Source organism: Catellatospora sp. NPDC049609, from assembly GCF_040675365.1.
GTDB lineage: Bacteria > Actinomycetota > Actinomycetes > Mycobacteriales > Micromonosporaceae > Catellatospora.
The window spans coordinates 14,134-29,441 of the sequence record NZ_JBFAOU010000098.1 but is presented as its reverse complement, the minus strand read 5'-3'; the positions used below and the strand labels follow the sequence as shown (position 1 = coordinate 29,441).

The window sequence follows — 15,308 nt, the reverse complement described above, 5'->3', positions numbered from 1 at the left end:
GGCGCGCCGCGAGGCAGGACGCGGCGGCCCCACTTCTCCGGCAATCCACAGGAAAGGTCTGGTGGGATGGGTAGGCAGCCGGTCCTGACGATGACCACGATCAGCAAGACCTTCCCCGGCGTGCGGGCGCTCGACGGAGTCGACTTCCGCCTGTTCCCCGGGGAGATCCACGCCCTGATGGGCGAGAACGGGGCCGGCAAGTCCACCCTCATCAAGGTGCTGACCGGCGTGTACCAGGCCGACACGGGCGTGATCGCGCTGGACGGGCAGCAGGTGTCGTTCACCGGCCCGATGCAGGCCCGCGCCGCCGGCGTCAGCACCGTCTACCAGGAGGTCAACCTCTGCCCCAACCTCTCGGTGGCGGAGAACATCTACATCGGCCGCGAGCCGCGCCACTTCGGTGCGATCCGCTGGCGCGAGATGCGCCGCCGGGCCCGCGCCCTGCTGGCCCGCCTCGATCTCGACCTCGACGTCACCGCCGCGCTGGGCACCTGCTCGCTGGCGGTACAGCAGATGGTCGCCATCGCCCGCGCCATCGACATCCAGGCCCGGGTGCTCATCCTCGACGAGCCCACGTCCAGCCTGGACAGCTCCGAGGTCGCCCAGCTGTTCCGGATCATGCGGCAGCTACGCGACGAGGGCATCGCGATCCTGTTCGTCACCCACTTCCTCGACCAGGTGTACGACGTCGCCGACCGCATCACCGTGCTGCGCAACGGCCGCCTGGTCGGCGAGTACACCACCGCCGAGCTGCCGCAGCTGGCGCTGGTCGAGAAGATGATCGGCAAGGAGCTCGACGTGCTGGAGCAGCTCGACGAGCAGCCCAAGCGCGAGCTCGCCGCCGTCGAGGCGTCCACGCCGCTGCTCGAGGCCGCCGCGCTGGGCCGCAAGGGCTCGGTCGCCCCGTTCTCGCTGACCATCCACGCCGGCGAGGTCGTCGGCCTGGCCGGGCTGCTCGGCTCCGGCCGCACCGAGGTCGCCCGGCTGCTGTTCGGCGCCGACCGCGCCGACCACGGCCGGATCACCATGGACGGGCAGCCCGCCGCGATCCGCAACCCGATCGCCGCGATCTCGCGCGACATCGCGTTCTGCTCGGAGAACCGGCGCACCGAGGGGCTGGTCGGCGAGCTGTCCGTGCGCGAGAACATCATGCTCGCGATGCAGGCCGCCCGCGGCTGGACTCGGCCGATCCCGCGCCGGCGCCAGGACGAGCTGGTGCGCAAGTACATCGACGCGCTCAGCATCCGCCCCGCCGACCCGGAGATGCCGGTGCGCAACCTGTCCGGCGGCAACCAGCAGAAGGTCGTGCTGGCCCGCTGGCTGATCACCGAACCGCGGCTGCTCATCCTCGACGAGCCCACCCGCGGCATCGACATCGGCGCCAAGACGGAGATCCAGCGCCTGGTGGTGCAGCTGTCCGACGGCGGCATGGCGGTGCTGTTCATCTCCGCCGAGCTGGAGGAGGTGCTGCGGCTGAGCCACAAGGTGGCCGTCATGCGCGACCGGCAGATGGTCGTCCAGCTCGCCAACGACGACACCCTCGACGCCGACCGCGTCATGGCCACCATCGCGAGCGGAGCCGAGGCATGAGCGAGATGAGGACACGGCTGCGCGCCGCATCGGGACACCAGCTGTTCTGGCCGGTCGTCGCGCTGCTCGCGCTGCTCGCGGCCAACACGGTCTACCGGCCGAGCTTCGTGTCGATCGAGGTCAAGGACGGCCACCTGTACGGCAGCCTGGTCGACATCGTCCGGCTGTCCGCCCCGCTGATCCTGGTGGCACTGGGCATGACGCTGGTCATCGCCACCGGCGGCATCGACCTGTCGGTCGGCTCGGTGTGCGCGATCGCCGGCGCGATGGCGTGCCTGCACATCAGCCAGGCCGAGGACCAGAACAGCCTGTCCACCGTGTTCACCGCGCTGGGCATGGCACTGGGGCTGGCGCTGCTGCTCGGCGCGTGGAACGGGCTGCTGGTCTCGGTCATCGGCATCCAGCCGATCATCGCCACGCTGATCCTGATGGTGGCCGGGCGCGGTCTCGCGCAGCTGATCACCGAGGGCCAGATCATCACCATCAACTCCGACCCCTACCGCCTGATCGGCGCCGGGTACTGGCTCACCCTGCCGGTCGCCATCCTCATCGCGATCGCGGTGAGCCTGCTGATCGCCGCGCTGACCAGGCGCACCGCGCTCGGCCTGATCATCGAGGCGGTCGGCGGCAACGCCGAGGCCAGCCGCCTGGCCGGCATCCGCTCGCGGCGCATCACCTTCCTGGTGTACGTCATCGCCGGGGTCTGCGCCGCCATCGCCGGCTTCATGATCACCGCCGACGTGTCCAGCGCCGCCGGCAACAGCGCCGGCCTGTGGATCGAGCTCGACGCGATCCTCGCCGTCGTCATCGGCGGCACCGCGCTGTCCGGCGGCCGGTTCTCGCTCAGCGGCACGGTGCTCGGCGCGCTGCTCATCCAGACGCTGACCACCACGGTGTACGCGATGAACATCTCGCCGCAGACGTCACTGCTGTTCAAGGCGGTCGTGGTGATCGTGGTCTGCCTCATCCAGGCTCCGGCGTTCCGGGCCAAGCTGGTGCGCCGGCGCCCGCCCGCCACCCCGACGGTCGCGGCGGCGCCGCAGAAGGAGCAGGTGCCGGCGTGACCACCACCGATCTTGGAAACATCGCCCGGATCGGGCGGTGGCGGCTGCCGCGCCGGCACGTGCCGGTGCTGGCCACCCTCGCGTTGCTGCTGGTCATGTACGCCGTCGGCGTCTCGCAGTACCGCGCGTTCTCCAACGTCCAGGTCGTCTTCAACGTCTTCATCGACAACGGGTTCCTGCTCGTCGTCGCGGTCGGCATGACCTTCGTGATCCTCACCGGCGGCATCGACCTGTCGGTGGGCTCGGTGGTCGCGCTGACGGCGATGGTGTCGGCCTCGCTGCTGCAGGACGGGACGCACCCGGCGGTGGTGATGGTGGCGGCGCTGCTCATCGGCCCGGTGCTCGGGTTCCTGATGGGCTGCGTCATCCACTTCTTCGAGATCCAGCCGTTCATCGTGACCCTGGCCGGCATGTTCTTCGCCCGCGGCATGTGCAACTTCATCAGCGACTCGTCCATCCCGATCACGGACGGGTTCTGGACGGCCATGTCCCAGGAGCGCATCGGCGACCCGCGCGGCAACTTCGTGTCGATCAGCGTGCTGATCGCGTTCGCGGTGGTGGTGATCGGGGCGGTCGCCCTGGCGTACACCCGGCTCGGGCGCAACGTGTACGCCATCGGCGGCAACCAGCAGTCCGCGCTGCTGATGGGCCTGCCCGTCGGCGAGACGAAGATCGCCGTCTACACCATCAGCGGCCTGTGCTCGGCGATCGGCGGCATCCTGCTGTCCTTCTACACGCTGTCGGGCGCCCCGCTGATCGCGGTCGGCATGGAGCTGGACGCGATCGCGGCGGTCGTCATCGGCGGCACCCTGCTCACCGGCGGCTCCGGGTACGTGCTCGGCACGGTGCTCGGCGTGCTGGTGCTCGGCGTGATCCAGACCCTGATCACCTTCGACGGGAGCCTCAGCTCCTGGTGGACCAAGATCGTGATCGGTGGCCTGCTGTTCGCGTTCATCCTGCTCCAACGCCTCATCGGCATCCGCAAGAAGTAGCCCTGACACTCGTTCCAGCGGAAGGCGAACGCACCATGACGACACCCCCCGAGGTCTGGTTCCTCACCGGCAGCCAGCATCTCTACGGCCCCGAGACGCTGCAGCAGGTGGCCGACCAGTCGCGCCGGCTCGCCGAGCAGCTCGACGGCGACCCGGCCGTGCCCGCCCGCGTGGTGTGGAAGCCGGTGCTCACGTCGGCCGCCGACATCCTCGACATCTGCCGCCAGGCCGACGTCCAGGGCGCCGTGGGTGTGATCGCCTGGATGCACACGTTCTCTCCGGCCAAGATGTGGATCTCGGGCCTCGACGCGCTGCGGGTGCCGCTGCTGCACCTGCACACCCAGGCCAACGTGGCGCTGCCCTGGTCCGAGATCGACATGGACTTCATGAACCTCAACCAGGCCGCGCACGGCGACCGCGAGTTCGGGTACGTGCAGACCCGGCTCGGGGTCGCCCGCAAGACGGTCGCGGGCCACGTGTCCGACCCGCGTACCGTCTCGCGCATCGCCACCTGGGTGCGGGCCTCGATCGGGTGGTCGGCGATGCGCTCGCTGCGGCTGGCCCGGTTCGGCGACAACATGCGCGACGTCGCCGTCACCGAGGGCGACAAGGTCGAGGCGCAGCTGCACTTCGGCGTCTCGGTCAACACCTACGGCGTCAACGACCTGGTCGCGGCCGTCGACGCGGTCGGCGACGAGGCGATCGACGCGCTGGTCAAGGAGTACGACGACAGCTACCGCCTGGCCGCCGAGCTGCGCCCCGGCGGCGAGCGCCACGACGCGCTGCGTTACGCCGCCCGGATCGAGGCGGGCCTGCGCGGCTTCCTGGAGGCGGGCGGGTTCCGGGCCTTCACCACCAACTTCGAGGACCTCGGCGGGCTGCGCCAGCTGCCGGGCATCGCCGTGCAGCGGCTGATGGCCGACGGCTACGGCTTCGGCGCCGAGGGCGACTGGAAGACCGCCGTGCTGGTCCGCACGCTCAAGGCGATGGCGGTCGGCACCACCGGCGGCACGTCGTTCATGGAGGACTACACCTACGACCTCAGCCCCGGCCAGGAGCTGATCCTCGGCGCGCACATGCTGGAGATCTGCCCGACCATCGCCGCGGACACCCCCAGCGTCGAGATCCACCCGCTGGGCATCGGCGGCAAGGAGGACCCGGTGCGCCTGGTCTTCGACGCCGCCGAGGGCCCGGCCGTGGTGATGGGCCTGGCCGACATGGGGGAGCGGTTCCGGCTGGTCGCCAACGAGGTGGACGTGGTCGCCCCGCCGCACCCGCTGCCCAAGCTGCCGGTGGCCCGCGCGGTGTGGAAGCCGCGGCCCGACCTGGCGTCCTCCGCGCAGGCCTGGCTCACCGCGGGCGGACCGCACCACACCGTGCTGTCGCAGGCCGTCGGCGTCGACGAGCTGCACGACCTGGCCGAGATGAGCCACACCGAGCTGGTCGTCATCGACGAGCACACCACCCCGCGCCGCTTCGCCGACGAGCTGCGCTGGAACCAGGCGTACTACCGCCTCGCCCGCGGCTTCTGAGTGGAGAGCCGCCGCCGGCGTGGCGACCCACGGGTCGACCGGTCAACAGCCGGGTTGCCACGCCGGCGGCGGACGGACGGCCGCGACCGCCGCCGTCCAGTGCTGAGATCACGCTGGGCTACCATGCGCCCGAAGGGGGAGTCGCCATGAGTCAGCAGCCGGGCGCACGCGCCGCGGTGATGAACGACGTCGCGCGTCTCGCCGGGGTCTCCCACCAGACGGTGTCGCGGGTGCTCAACAACCACCCCAGCGTGCGCGAGGAGACCCGCGAGCGGGTCCTCAAGGCCGTACGCCAGCTCAACTACCGGCCCAACGCGCTGGCCCGGGGGCTGGCCGGGCGGCGCTCGCGCATCATCGGCGTGGTCAGCTTCGACACCATCCTCTACGGCCCCGCGGCGACCCTGCTCGGCGTCGAGCGCGCCGCCCGCCGCGCCGGGTACGGCATCAGCATCGTCACCCTGGAGCAGCTGGACCGGGCGGGCGTGATGGCGGCCGTCGACGCGCTCACCGAGCAGTCGGTGGCCGGGGTCGTCATCATCGCGCCGCTGATGACCGCGGCCGCGGCCGTGCACAGCCTGCCCACGGGCCTGCCGGCCGTCGTGGTCGAATCCGACGCGGCCGGGGAGCTGCCCGCGGTGTCGGTGGACCAGGTCGCCGGCGCCGGCCTGGCCGTGCGGCACCTGCTGGACCTGGGCCACGAGACCGTCTGGCACATCGCGGGCCCGCGCGACTGGGTCGAGGCACGTGACCGCGTCGACGGCTGGCGGCAGACCCTGGAACGGGCCGAGCGCCGGGTGCCGCCGCTGGTGCAGGGCGACTGGAGCCCGCGCTCGGGCTACGAGGCGGGGGAGCTGATCGCCGGGCGCCCCGACGTCACCGCCGTGTTCTGCGCCAACGACCAGCAGGCGCTCGGCCTGCTGCGGTCGCTGCACGAGCGCGGCGTGCGCGTGCCCGAGGACGTCAGCGTCGTCGGCTTCGACGACATCCCCGAGGCCGCCTACCTGACCCCGCCGCTGACCACCGTGCGGCAGGACTTCGACGAGGTGGGCCGGCGCGGCCTGGCCGCCCTGCTGGAGCTGCTCGACGCCGACGGGCCGGTGCCGGTGACCCACCCGCGGGTCGCGCCGACGCTGGTGGTCCGCGCCAGCAGCGCCCCACCGCGCGGCCGCTGACCGGCGCGTGCGCTCAGGCCGAGTGGCGGCCGGCGCCGTTGCGGGCGGCCCTCATCCGCCACACCCAGGCGGCCACCGCGACCACGGCCAGCCAGGTCAGCCCCAGCGTCCAGCCGCCCAGCACGTCACTGGGGTAGTGCACGCCGAGGTACACCCGCGACGCTCCCACCAGGACGGCGCCGCCCGCGGCGGCCAGCCAGGCGGTGGCCCACACCGTGCGGTTGCCGGTCAGCATGCACACCAGCCAGGCCAGCAGCGCGAACCCGAGCAGCGAGCTGGTGCTGTGCCCGGACGGGAACGAGTATCCGGTCTCGGCGACCACCTGCCCCGGCGGGTTCGGCCGCTCCCGGCCGATCGCCACCTTGATCCCGAGCACGATCAGCTGCGCCACGCCCAGCGTGAGCAGCCCCAGCGCCAGCGGATACACCGAGCGCCGCCGCCAGGACACGTACCCCACCGCGGCCACCGAGGCGATGGTCAGCGCGACCGCGCCGCCGAGGTCGGTCACCGCGATCACGACCCGGTTCAGGCCGGGCGTGCGGTGCGCGGCCAGCCAGTCCACCACGGGCCGGTCGATCACGGTGAGGTCGTCGTCGTCGACGACCGCGTCGAGCACCTCGACGAACACCGACGCCAGCGTGAACACCAGCGCGGCGCCCAGCGCCAGCAGCACCAGCTCCGCGGCTACCTTGGCGGTCAGCCAGGACAGCGCGGCCCGGCCGTGGCGGTCACCGGCCCTGATCCACGAGCTGCCGGTCAGTGCCGTCGCGGCGGGGCGCACCGCGCACACCACCGCGTACGCCGCGCACACCAGCAGCACCACGATCCCCAGCCCGAGCAGCACGCTACCGGTCATCCTCGGCTCTCCACGGGCCTATTCGATCAGAGCCCGCTGGACGAAACCTGGCAGCCGGGCCGTGGCGGAGCCGGCGTCTCGGCGGTCACCTGCCGCGGCGGGATCGGCGCCGCCGGCCGCGCCCGGCCGTCACGGCCGCGGGGAGTCCTCGGTGGCGCCGGTCAGGAAGGTGTACACGTCGACGATGTCGAGCACCTCGCGGACCATGCCGGAGGCGCGGACGAGCCGCAGGCTGCCGCCCTGGCGCGTGGCCGCACCGTGCGCCTGCAGGAGCACGCGGATGCCGGTGGAGTCGAGGAAGGTCACCTCGTGCATGTCGACCTCCACGAGCCGTCCGGGGTGGGACCGGATCGCGTCGCCGAGCCAGGTGGCCAGATCCTGCTCGGTGAGCAGGTCGAACTCTCCGGCCAGGGACACCCGGACGGCGTCGGGCAGGACCTCCACTTCGTGCGTGGCCTGCGGCGGGGTGCTAGCGCGCTCCATGGACGTACCCAATCACAGTCGGCGGACGGCGACAACGGCGACGTCGTCGGCGTTGGGCGGACTGGTCAGCTCGTCGAGCAGCCGCGCGCAGTACAGGTCGAGCTCGGCGTCGACGTCGCCGGCCAGCCGCATCAGGTCGGCGACGCCGTCGAGGATCGGGATGTCGCGCCGCTCGATGAGGCCGTCGGTGTAGAGCAGCAGCGTGGCACCCGCGGGGACGGTGAACTCGAGGTCGGCCGGGCGCGGGTGGTTGATGCCCAGCAGCGGCGCCCGCTGCCACACCTCGCTGACCTGGCCGTCGACGATGAGCAGCGGTGGCAGGTGGCCCGCGTTGGCCAGCCGGGCGCGGCCCGTGCGCGGGTCGAGCAGCAGCAGGCACAGGGTGGCCATCTCCCCAGGCAGCAGCTGGACCATCAGCTCGTCGATGAGCCGCACGATCTCGCCGGGCGCATGCCCCTCGACGGCGTAGGCCCGCAGCGCATGGCGGATCTCGGCCATCACGGTCGCGGCGTGCAGGGAGTGGCCGACGACGTCGCCGATCGCGATGAGCAGCTGGTCGCCGAGCGCCGACAGCTCGTAGAAGTCCCCGCCGATCTCGGCTTCCTGGCTGGCCGGCTCGTAGCGCACGGCGAGCTCGATGCCGTCGACGACCGGCAGGTGCCGCGGCAGCAGGCTGCGTTGCAGGGTGACCGCGATCTGGTGGTCCTGGTCCTGGGCCCGCTGGGCCTCGGCCGTGGCGGCCAGCGCCTGTGTCAGCTGGGTGAGCAGCTGGGCGTGGACGTCGTCGTCGGAGGCGGCGGTGAACAGGTACAGCGGCGGCCGGTCGGCGCGCAGCCGGGCCGTGGCGACGGTGAGGTGCCCGGTGTCCGGCCACGGGGCGGGCAGCTGCCACGCCGCGGACTCGTCGACGAGCAGGCGGGAGCCGACCGGCACGTCGTCGGCGGGCGGTTCCCAGCCGGTGATGGTGACGTGATCGCTGCCTGACGCGAGCGCGGTGGTCCAGCCCGCGCCGGGGGCCCGTGCGGCGACCGCCACGGCGCCGCCGAACAGCCGGGCGGCGCCCGCGGCGGCCCGGTGCAGCAGCTCGGTCAGGTCGCGGGCCATGGTGACCGCGAGCGTCGTCTCGGCGAGCTGGGCCAGGCCGTCGGCGAGCTGCTCGGCCTTGCGGCGGGCGCGGTAGTAGCGCAGCACCGCCTGTACGGTGGCGACCAGCTCGTGCGGGTCGATCGGCTCGACGAGATAGCCGTCGGCGCCGCCGACCAACCCCAGGGTGCGATCCGGGGCGTCGACGGCGTGCGCCGACACGTGCACGACGGGGGTGCTGGCGGTGCGCGGATCGGACTTGATCCGGCGGCACACGTCCAGGCCGCTCATGTCGGGCAGCTTGACGTCTAGCACCACGATGTCGAAGCGCTGCCGGTGGATCTCCTCGAGGGCGTCGTAGCCGTTCTCCGCCTCGGTCACGGCGAATCCGGCCCTGGTGAGCCAGCTGTTGAGCAGATAACGCTTGGGGGCGCTGTCGTCGATCAGCAGGATGGACTCTGCCGCCGAGTTCACGAAGCCCTCGCGACCGGCAGGGTCACGGTGAACGTGCTCCCCCTGCCCGGCTCGCTGTCCAGGCTCATGGTGCCGCCGAGGATGCCGACGAGCCTGCGGGCGTACGGCAGCCCGAGGCCCGTGCCCTTGACCTTCTGGCGGCGGGGAAGCTGTACGAACTCCTCGAAGATGCGCTCGTGCTGGTCGGCGGGGATGCCGATGCCGGTGTCGGCCACGGTGATCGTCCAGTGCAGGCCGTCACTGTGGGCCTCCATCGTCACCGTGCCCTCCTCGGTGAACTTCACCGCGTTGTGCAGCAGGTTGCGCAGCACCTGCGACAGCAGCACCTCGTCGGACTGCAGCCACGCGCCCTCGTCGGGCGCGGTCACGACGAGCTCGACGTCGGGGCTGACCAGGATCGCCTTCAGGGTACCGCGCAGCTGCTTGAACAGCTGGTGGAGATCGACCGCGGACCAGGTGGGCTCCAGGTGCCCGGACTCCGCCTTGGCCAGGTCGAGCAGATCGTTGACCAGGGACAGCAGGTCCGAGGCGGAGCCGCGCATCAGCTCGACCTGCTCGGCCTGGGCGGCGGTGAGCGGGTCGGACGCGGAGTCGGACAGCAGCCGGACCAGCCCGATGATCGAGGTGACCGGGGCGCGCAGCTCATGGCTGACGTTGGCCAGGAAGCGCGTCTTGGCCTCGCTGGCGGCCCGCAGCTGCTCGGACTTGTCGTCCAGCTCCGCGTAGAGCGCGACGACCCCGCGGTTGGTCTCCTCGAGCTCCGAGCTGAGCTGCAGGTAGAGCGCCATCACGCCCCGGTTGGTCTCCTCCAGCTCGTCGTTGAGCGTCTTGAGGCGGTCGCGCTGCCGGCGTGCCTCCTCGAGGGCGGCCAGCAGGTGCTCGTTCTGCGAGGCCAGCTCGTCGAGAGGGCTGGCCACCGCGGACGCCGTGAGGGCACGCTGAACCTGCTCGACGCGCTCGGTGCCGAGCGCGTCCTGATCGGGAAGGCGACGTGACAGCATGACCACTGTCATCTGCCCTCGCTCGACGACTTCTAAAACATCGACGAGCCGGCCCACCGGTCCGAATCCCTCCCGGTTCACCGGGCCGGGCACGGCCAGCTCGAAACTCAGGTTCGCGGGCCGCCCGCCGACCCGGAACGTCACCTCCACCGCGGCCGCCTGGGCCAGCAGCTGGCGGCCGAGGTCGCTGAGGGCGGTGGCGAGCCGGATCTGGTCCTGGTGTTCCAGGCCGAGCGCGGCCGCGGCTTCGCGTCCGCGCTGCCGGACGGTGAAGACGTCCTGCTCGCGGCGGAGCGTGAGGTGCAGCAGGACGGCGCCGGTCATGGTGTCGACCTCGCTGCAAGCACGCATGCGTCGTCGCGGCGGACACCCGCGTCACGCAGCACCGTGGCCGCGATCACGAGCGGGGAGCTGGTGCTCAGCGCCGGATACCCGGCCAGGCTCCACTTGTCGCTGACCCCGTCCGAATGCATGATCAGCAGTGATTCCGGCCCGAACTGCTGCTCGAACTGCCGGATGACCGCCCTGCCGTGGCCGACGATGCCCGGCATGGAGACCAGGCTGCGCCGCTCGTCGCCGGTGACGACGGACGTGGCGATGTTGCCCATGCCGCAGGCGCGCACCACCCCGGCGTCCGGGTCGATCTCGGCCACGGTCAGGGCGGCGCCGCGGGTGTGGCTGATGCCCCGGTGCAGCCGCTCCACGAGCGAGGCGGGCGGCTCGTCGGGAGCCGTGTGGAAGATGTTGAAGGCGGCCTGGGAGGCGGCTGCGGCCAGCGGGCCGTGCCCGAGCCCGTCGCTGACCATGACCTGGCGCCGGCCGGACCGCTCCCGGACGGCGTAGCAGTCTCCGCTGACGGTCTCGCCGGTCAACGGCCGGGTCAGCCCGTCGGCCCAGGCCGACGGCGGCTCGGCGGTGCGCCACAGCTGCACGGCCAGCACGGTGCCCCGCCCCGGGACCGACAGCCCCTCGAAGCGGTCGGCGAGCCGGGCCACGGCGCCGAGCCCGATGCCCAGGGTGCCGCTGGTGGAGTGGCCGTCGGCGTACATGGCCGACAGGTCGCTCATGCCCGGTGACGAGTCGATGCTGAGGATCTCCACGCCGACGTCGTCGCCTCGCCGGACCGGACGCGCGAGTACGCTGCCGTCCTCGGCATGCTTGATCAGGTTCGTGGCCAGCTCGGCGGCGACGATCGCGATGTCGGCGGTCTTCCGCTCGCCGAGGTCGACGGCCTGGGCCAGGTCCACGGCGAAGCGCCGCACGGTGCCCACGGCGCTCGGGTCGTCCATCCGGAACCACGCCGAAGAAGGTGTGAGCGAACTCAGCGCGCCCACTTGACCACCGCCACGGTGGTCCCGGCCCCGACCGTGGTGTCCAGCCGGAACTCGTCGACCAGCCGGCGGGCGCCGCTGAGGCCGAGCCCCATCCCGCCGCCGGTGGTGTAGCCGTCGGTCAGCGCCAGATCGACGTCGGCGATGCCGGGGCCACTGTCGGAGAACACGATCCGTACGCCGTTGCGCAGGCCATTGGCCACCCGGGACACCTCGGCCCGGCCACCCCCGCCGTAGACGAGGGTGTTGCGGGCCAGCTCACTCGCGGCGGTGACCACCTTGGTCTGGTCGACCAGGGACAGCTTGGCGGCGACGGCGGCGACGCGGACAAGTTGGCGCACCCGGACGACGTCCTCGTCGCTGCTGATGGCCTGCACCTGATGGTCGGCGCCCTCGCTCGCCGTCACGGGGCGGTCGTCTCAGGATCGCCGAAGAGGTCCAGGTCGTCTTCCAGCTCCGGCTCGGCGTTGCGGGACAGCAGGGCCAGGCCGCGCTCCACGTTCAGGGCGGTGCGGATGCCGTCCAGGGACAGCCCCAGCTCCACGAGCGTGATGGCGACGGCGGGCCGCATGCCGACGACGATGGTCTCGGCGTCCAGCACCCGCGAGATCGACGCGATCGTCGACAGCGTGCGGCCCACGAAGGAGTCGACGATGTCGAGGCCGGTGATGTCGATGACGACGCCCTTGCAGCCGGTGTCGACGATGCGCTGGCCCAGGTCCTCCTGCAGCTGCAGCGCCATCTGGTCCTGCATGTCGACCTGGATGGACACCAGCAGCACCGAGCCGATCTTGAGGATCGGCACCCGTTCCATCACGCCTCCCGCTTCGCGGCGCGCAGCTCGGCGTTGCCGCGGCGGATGGCGTGCCGCAGCGCGTCGGCCAGGGTGGCCTTGGTGGCGATGTCACCGAACTCGATGCCCAGGGTCACGATGGTCTGGGCGATCTGCGGCCGGATACCGGAGATGATGCACTCCGCGCCCATCAGCCGCGCGGCCATGATGGTCTTGAGCACGTGCTGCGCGACCTGGGTGTCGACGGCCGGCACCCCGGTGATGTCGATGATGGCGTACGGCGAGCCCGTGTCGACCAGCGCCTGCAGCAGCCGCTCCATGACGACCTGCGCCCGCGCCGAGTCGAGCGTCCCGACCAGCGGGACCGCGACGACGCCCTCCCACAGCTTCACCACAGGCGTGGACAGCTCCAGCAGCTGCTCGCTCTGCTCGGTGATGATGTGCTCGCGGGCGCGCGCGTACGCCTCGAAGGTGAACAGGCCGAGCTCGTCGACGAAGGCCGACCAGGCGACGTAGTCGCGCAGCGTGGTGTCGTCGCCCTTCTCCACCTCGGCCGCCTCGTACAGGGCGGTCTTGAGGGCGAACACGCTGGTCGCGGTCTCGCTGGCGGTGAAGCCCTGACGGGCGCGCCCGCGCGACAGCTCGGCCAGGACCGCCCGCAGCTCGGCGGTCTGGGGTGTGTCGAGAGTGGTGGCGCCGGCGGTCAGCGAGCTCTGCAGCTGCGCCAGGAGCTCGGCGGTCTGGCGTCCGGACTCGGCCGCGGTGAGCCGCCCCTTCAGCGGCGCGGCCGCGACCGCGGCCCACCGCTTGGAGATCTGCTCCGATCGTTGCGTCAGCAGGCTGCCGAGTCTTTCACCCTGCTCCGGATTCAGCGCCATGGTCTATGTCCTCTGCGCGTTGGCATGTTGTCGCTACCGACCGGTAAGCGGCGACTGTATCACTGCCGTTCGGGCACCTCGGACGTTCAACCGTCAACGTGAGACATGACCGGAATATGCATACTTTCCGTTCGTTCCGGCTGGCCGAGGCCGTTGCCGGACCGGCATCCTCCGGCCGCACGACGGCCGCCGGGTTTGAGCGCCCACCGCGCTGGGCAAGCGATGCAGGTGGCCGGGCTTGGCCACCTGACGAAGAACGGCAACACCACATGACCTACCTCACCGGCCAGGCCGAGCAGGGCGGACCGGGCAGCTGCGCGGGCCGTCACCCGGACCGGCCGTGACGATCGCCACCGCGGTCCGACCATCGGCGCCAGTCAGATATGTTGCTCGTGCCCTGCCTACACGGACGCTCCCCGCCGGGGGTCCATCGGCCAGGGCAGTGATCGACAGGCGTGCCGCCGGGGTCCGTCAGCCCGACAACGTGTAGGGGCGGGGCGGAGGAGCATTGCGTCAGGTCACCACACCGTTCGAACCACCGCCGCCCGACGTGGCGACGATGTCCTTCAGCACCGTCTCGCAGCTCGCGGCGGTCCGTGACTTCGTCGGCACCCACGCCCTCGCGGCCGGGCTCGCCCCGGAACGGGTACGCGGACTGCGGGTCGCGATCAGCGAGGTCGTCACCAACACGCTGCGCCACACCACCGGCGGCGGCACCATGCGGGTGTGGGCCGACGGCGACGACGTCATCAGCGAGCTGACCGACGGGGGCACCCTCGACCACGTGGTCCGGGTGCCCGCCGGGCGTCCCGCCGCCGCCGGAGGCTGGGGCCTCTACATCACCGGCGAGGTCTGCGACGAGTTCCTCTGCTACAGCCTGCCCGGCCGGACCGTGTGGCGGCTGGTGCTCCGGCGCCCCGCGCGCCACTGACTCGCGTCCGCCGACCCGCTGTCGGCGATCGGTCCGCGTACGCCTGCCGCGGCTGTCCGGCGTGTCCGGCCGCACCCCACCGGACGACCCGTCGTGACCAGGCCCGTCACGACGCCGCACACCGTCCTGTCCGGACTTCGCGCCGCCGGAACGCAGCCGATGACACGGTCGAGGCATCCGTTCCGAACCGACAGAAGGAGTGACGGATGAACATGCGGCGCAGGCTTACCACGCTCGTCCTGGCCACCGCGGTCGCGGCGATCACCGGTCTGGCGACCGCCGGATCCGCGAGCGCGGCGCCGACGGCGCAGGACGCGCAGACCCTGGGTGTCGGGGTGTTCCAGCAGATCCGCAACGAGTACTCCAACAAGTGCGTCATCCCGAAGGGGAACTCGCTGAACCCGAACGCCCCGATCGTGCAACGCACCTGCGACAACAGCAAGTCACAGCACCGCTGGGCGCTGTTCCCCACCGAGAACGGCTACTACTGGATCGTCAACCAGGGCAGCGGCCTGTGCCTCGACCTCGCCGCCAACAGCGAGGACGAGGTCACCTACGGCACGCGCGCCCAGCAGTTCTACTGCAACCGGGCGTACACCAGCGAGGAGTGGTACCCGATCTCGTACTTCGGCACGGGCATCTGGCTGTTCCAGAACAAGGTCAAGAACCTGTGCATCGACGTGCTGGGCCGTTCCAGCAGCAACGACGCGCCGCTGCAGGTCATCGAGTGCAAGCTCTACGAGACCGCGCAGCAGTTCTACTACTACTAGAAGGGACCGCCATATCGTGCCTGATCACCTGGCCGGCAACTGTTCATTAGCCGGGCAGCGTCCGGCATCGTCGGCGTCGTGGGTCCGCTCACCTCGCGGTGACCAGGATGGCCGGGAGAGCGTGTGGTAGCTGGGTTACGGACCCTTTGATGACGATACGGCGATGGACTTCGTCGACGGTCTGACCGAAGGCCAGCCGTCGACGTCGTTCCTGTGGGGTCTGCTGCACCTATCGGTGCAGCAGACCCGAACGACCGCGACCAGGCGAAACGGGGAGCCACAGGTCAGCGCTCGATCAGACGCACCAGGGAGACTTTGTAGAACCGGCGCCAGCGGGCAGAGCGGTGTCAGCCTCGTG

At 71.4% G+C, this 15,308-nt stretch carries 15 protein-coding genes; 7 read left to right on the top strand and 8 right to left on the bottom strand.

All coding sequences use genetic code 11. The features are described 5' to 3' along the window. Positions 1-66 precede the first annotated feature (66 nt). The 5 genes from AB0J67_RS24755 to AB0J67_RS24735 all read left to right on the top strand — a co-directional run bounded on the left by AB0J67_RS24755 (position 67) and on the right by AB0J67_RS24735 (position 6,350). The gene (locus AB0J67_RS24755; protein WP_363485819.1) at positions 67-1,590 is read left to right on the top strand and encodes a sugar ABC transporter ATP-binding protein; all 1,524 of its coding nucleotides are present in this window, start codon (positions 67-69) and stop codon (positions 1,588-1,590) included. Then, positions 1,587-2,654: an ABC transporter permease gene (locus AB0J67_RS24750; RefSeq protein WP_363485818.1), complete on the top strand. Its 1,068-nt coding sequence runs from the start codon at positions 1,587-1,589 to the stop codon at positions 2,652-2,654. Before AB0J67_RS24755 ends, AB0J67_RS24750 begins: the two co-directional genes overlap by 4 nt. Before the next feature lie 20 nt (positions 2,655-2,674). Further along, a complete protein-coding gene (gene yjfF, locus AB0J67_RS24745; RefSeq protein ID WP_363485820.1) occupies positions 2,675-3,646 on the top strand; it encodes a galactofuranose ABC transporter, permease protein YjfF in 972 nt (323 codons plus the stop codon). Positions 3,647-3,681: 35 nt separating this feature from the next. Further along, the gene (gene araA, locus AB0J67_RS24740; RefSeq protein ID WP_363485817.1) at positions 3,682-5,178 is read left to right on the top strand and encodes an L-arabinose isomerase; all 1,497 of its coding nucleotides are present in this window, start codon (positions 3,682-3,684) and stop codon (positions 5,176-5,178) included. 146 nt (positions 5,179-5,324) lie between these two features. Further along, positions 5,325-6,350 carry a LacI family DNA-binding transcriptional regulator gene (locus AB0J67_RS24735; RefSeq protein WP_363485816.1) on the top strand — a complete coding sequence of 342 codons (1,026 nt, stop codon included), beginning with the start codon at positions 5,325-5,327 and terminating at the stop codon, positions 6,348-6,350. Between the two features lie 13 nt (positions 6,351-6,363). Here the strand turns inward: AB0J67_RS24735 and AB0J67_RS24730 are convergent, their stop codons facing one another. From AB0J67_RS24730 to AB0J67_RS24695, 8 genes are all read right to left on the bottom strand, one after another. Then, complete coding sequence (locus tag AB0J67_RS24730) at positions 6,364-7,206, bottom strand: phosphatase PAP2 family protein (protein WP_363485815.1); 843 nt, start codon at positions 7,204-7,206, stop codon at positions 6,364-6,366. Positions 7,207-7,335: 129 nt separating this feature from the next. Next, on the bottom strand, positions 7,336-7,689 hold the full coding sequence (locus AB0J67_RS24725; RefSeq protein ID WP_363485814.1) for an STAS domain-containing protein: 354 nt from the start codon (positions 7,687-7,689) through the stop codon (positions 7,336-7,338). A 12-nt stretch (positions 7,690-7,701) separates the two neighbouring features. Beyond that, positions 7,702-9,246 carry a fused response regulator/phosphatase gene (locus tag AB0J67_RS24720; protein ID WP_363485813.1) on the bottom strand — a complete coding sequence of 515 codons (1,545 nt, stop codon included), beginning with the start codon at positions 9,244-9,246 and terminating at the stop codon, positions 7,702-7,704. Continuing rightward, on the bottom strand, positions 9,243-10,571 hold the full coding sequence (locus AB0J67_RS24715; RefSeq protein ID WP_363485812.1) for a sensor histidine kinase: 1,329 nt from the start codon (positions 10,569-10,571) through the stop codon (positions 9,243-9,245). The genes AB0J67_RS24720 and AB0J67_RS24715 overlap by 4 nt, the downstream gene beginning before the upstream one ends. Further along, a complete protein-coding gene (locus AB0J67_RS24710; protein WP_363485811.1) occupies positions 10,568-11,536 on the bottom strand; it encodes a SpoIIE family protein phosphatase in 969 nt (322 codons plus the stop codon). Before AB0J67_RS24710 ends, AB0J67_RS24715 begins: the two co-directional genes overlap by 4 nt. 32 nt (positions 11,537-11,568) lie before the next feature. Continuing rightward, on the bottom strand, positions 11,569-11,985 hold the full coding sequence (locus AB0J67_RS24705) for an ATP-binding protein (RefSeq protein ID WP_363485810.1): 417 nt from the start codon (positions 11,983-11,985) through the stop codon (positions 11,569-11,571). Next, complete coding sequence (locus AB0J67_RS24700; protein ID WP_363485809.1) at positions 11,982-12,392, bottom strand: STAS domain-containing protein; 411 nt, start codon at positions 12,390-12,392, stop codon at positions 11,982-11,984. The genes AB0J67_RS24705 and AB0J67_RS24700 overlap by 4 nt, the downstream gene beginning before the upstream one ends. Then, the gene (locus tag AB0J67_RS24695) at positions 12,392-13,249 is read right to left on the bottom strand and encodes an STAS domain-containing protein (RefSeq protein ID WP_363485808.1); all 858 of its coding nucleotides are present in this window, start codon (positions 13,247-13,249) and stop codon (positions 12,392-12,394) included. The genes AB0J67_RS24700 and AB0J67_RS24695 overlap by 1 nt, the downstream gene beginning before the upstream one ends. Before the next feature lie 559 nt (positions 13,250-13,808). Here AB0J67_RS24695 and AB0J67_RS24690 point away from each other — a divergent pair. Together AB0J67_RS24690 and AB0J67_RS24685 are read left to right on the top strand one after the other, a co-directional pair. Continuing rightward, positions 13,809-14,180, top strand: coding sequence for an ATP-binding protein (locus AB0J67_RS24690; protein ID WP_363485807.1), 372 nt, complete (start codon positions 13,809-13,811; stop codon positions 14,178-14,180). A 206-nt stretch (positions 14,181-14,386) separates the two neighbouring features. Continuing rightward, the gene (locus AB0J67_RS24685) at positions 14,387-14,950 is read left to right on the top strand and encodes an RICIN domain-containing protein (protein WP_363485806.1); all 564 of its coding nucleotides are present in this window, start codon (positions 14,387-14,389) and stop codon (positions 14,948-14,950) included. Positions 14,951-15,308: the final 358 nt, after the last annotated feature.

What these genes read in the sequence shown, in the direction of transcription:
- AB0J67_RS24755 (WP_363485819.1), top strand. Translation starts at nt 67, where the DNA reads ATGGGTAGGCAGCCGGTCCTGACGATGACCACGATCAGCAAGACCTTC.
- AB0J67_RS24750 (WP_363485818.1), top strand. Translation starts at nt 1,587, where the DNA reads ATGAGCGAGATGAGGACACGGCTGCGCGCCGCATCGGGACACCAGCTG.
- araA (WP_363485817.1), top strand. Translation starts at nt 3,682, where the DNA reads ATGACGACACCCCCCGAGGTCTGGTTCCTCACCGGCAGCCAGCATCTC.
- AB0J67_RS24735 (WP_363485816.1), top strand. Translation starts at nt 5,325, where the DNA reads ATGAGTCAGCAGCCGGGCGCACGCGCCGCGGTGATGAACGACGTCGCG.
- AB0J67_RS24730 (WP_363485815.1), bottom strand. Translation starts at nt 7,206, where the DNA reads ATGACCGGTAGCGTGCTGCTCGGGCTGGGGATCGTGGTGCTGCTGGTG.
- AB0J67_RS24725 (WP_363485814.1), bottom strand. Translation starts at nt 7,689, where the DNA reads ATGGAGCGCGCTAGCACCCCGCCGCAGGCCACGCACGAAGTGGAGGTC.
- AB0J67_RS24715 (WP_363485812.1), bottom strand. Translation starts at nt 10,571, where the DNA reads ATGACCGGCGCCGTCCTGCTGCACCTCACGCTCCGCCGCGAGCAGGAC.
- AB0J67_RS24710 (WP_363485811.1), bottom strand. Translation starts at nt 11,536, where the DNA reads ATGGACGACCCGAGCGCCGTGGGCACCGTGCGGCGCTTCGCCGTGGAC.
- AB0J67_RS24700 (WP_363485809.1), bottom strand. Translation starts at nt 12,392, where the DNA reads ATGGAACGGGTGCCGATCCTCAAGATCGGCTCGGTGCTGCTGGTGTCC.
- AB0J67_RS24695 (WP_363485808.1), bottom strand. Translation starts at nt 13,249, where the DNA reads ATGGCGCTGAATCCGGAGCAGGGTGAAAGACTCGGCAGCCTGCTGACG.
- AB0J67_RS24690 (WP_363485807.1), top strand. Translation starts at nt 13,809, where the DNA reads ATGTCCTTCAGCACCGTCTCGCAGCTCGCGGCGGTCCGTGACTTCGTC.
- AB0J67_RS24685 (WP_363485806.1), top strand. Translation starts at nt 14,387, where the DNA reads ATGAACATGCGGCGCAGGCTTACCACGCTCGTCCTGGCCACCGCGGTC.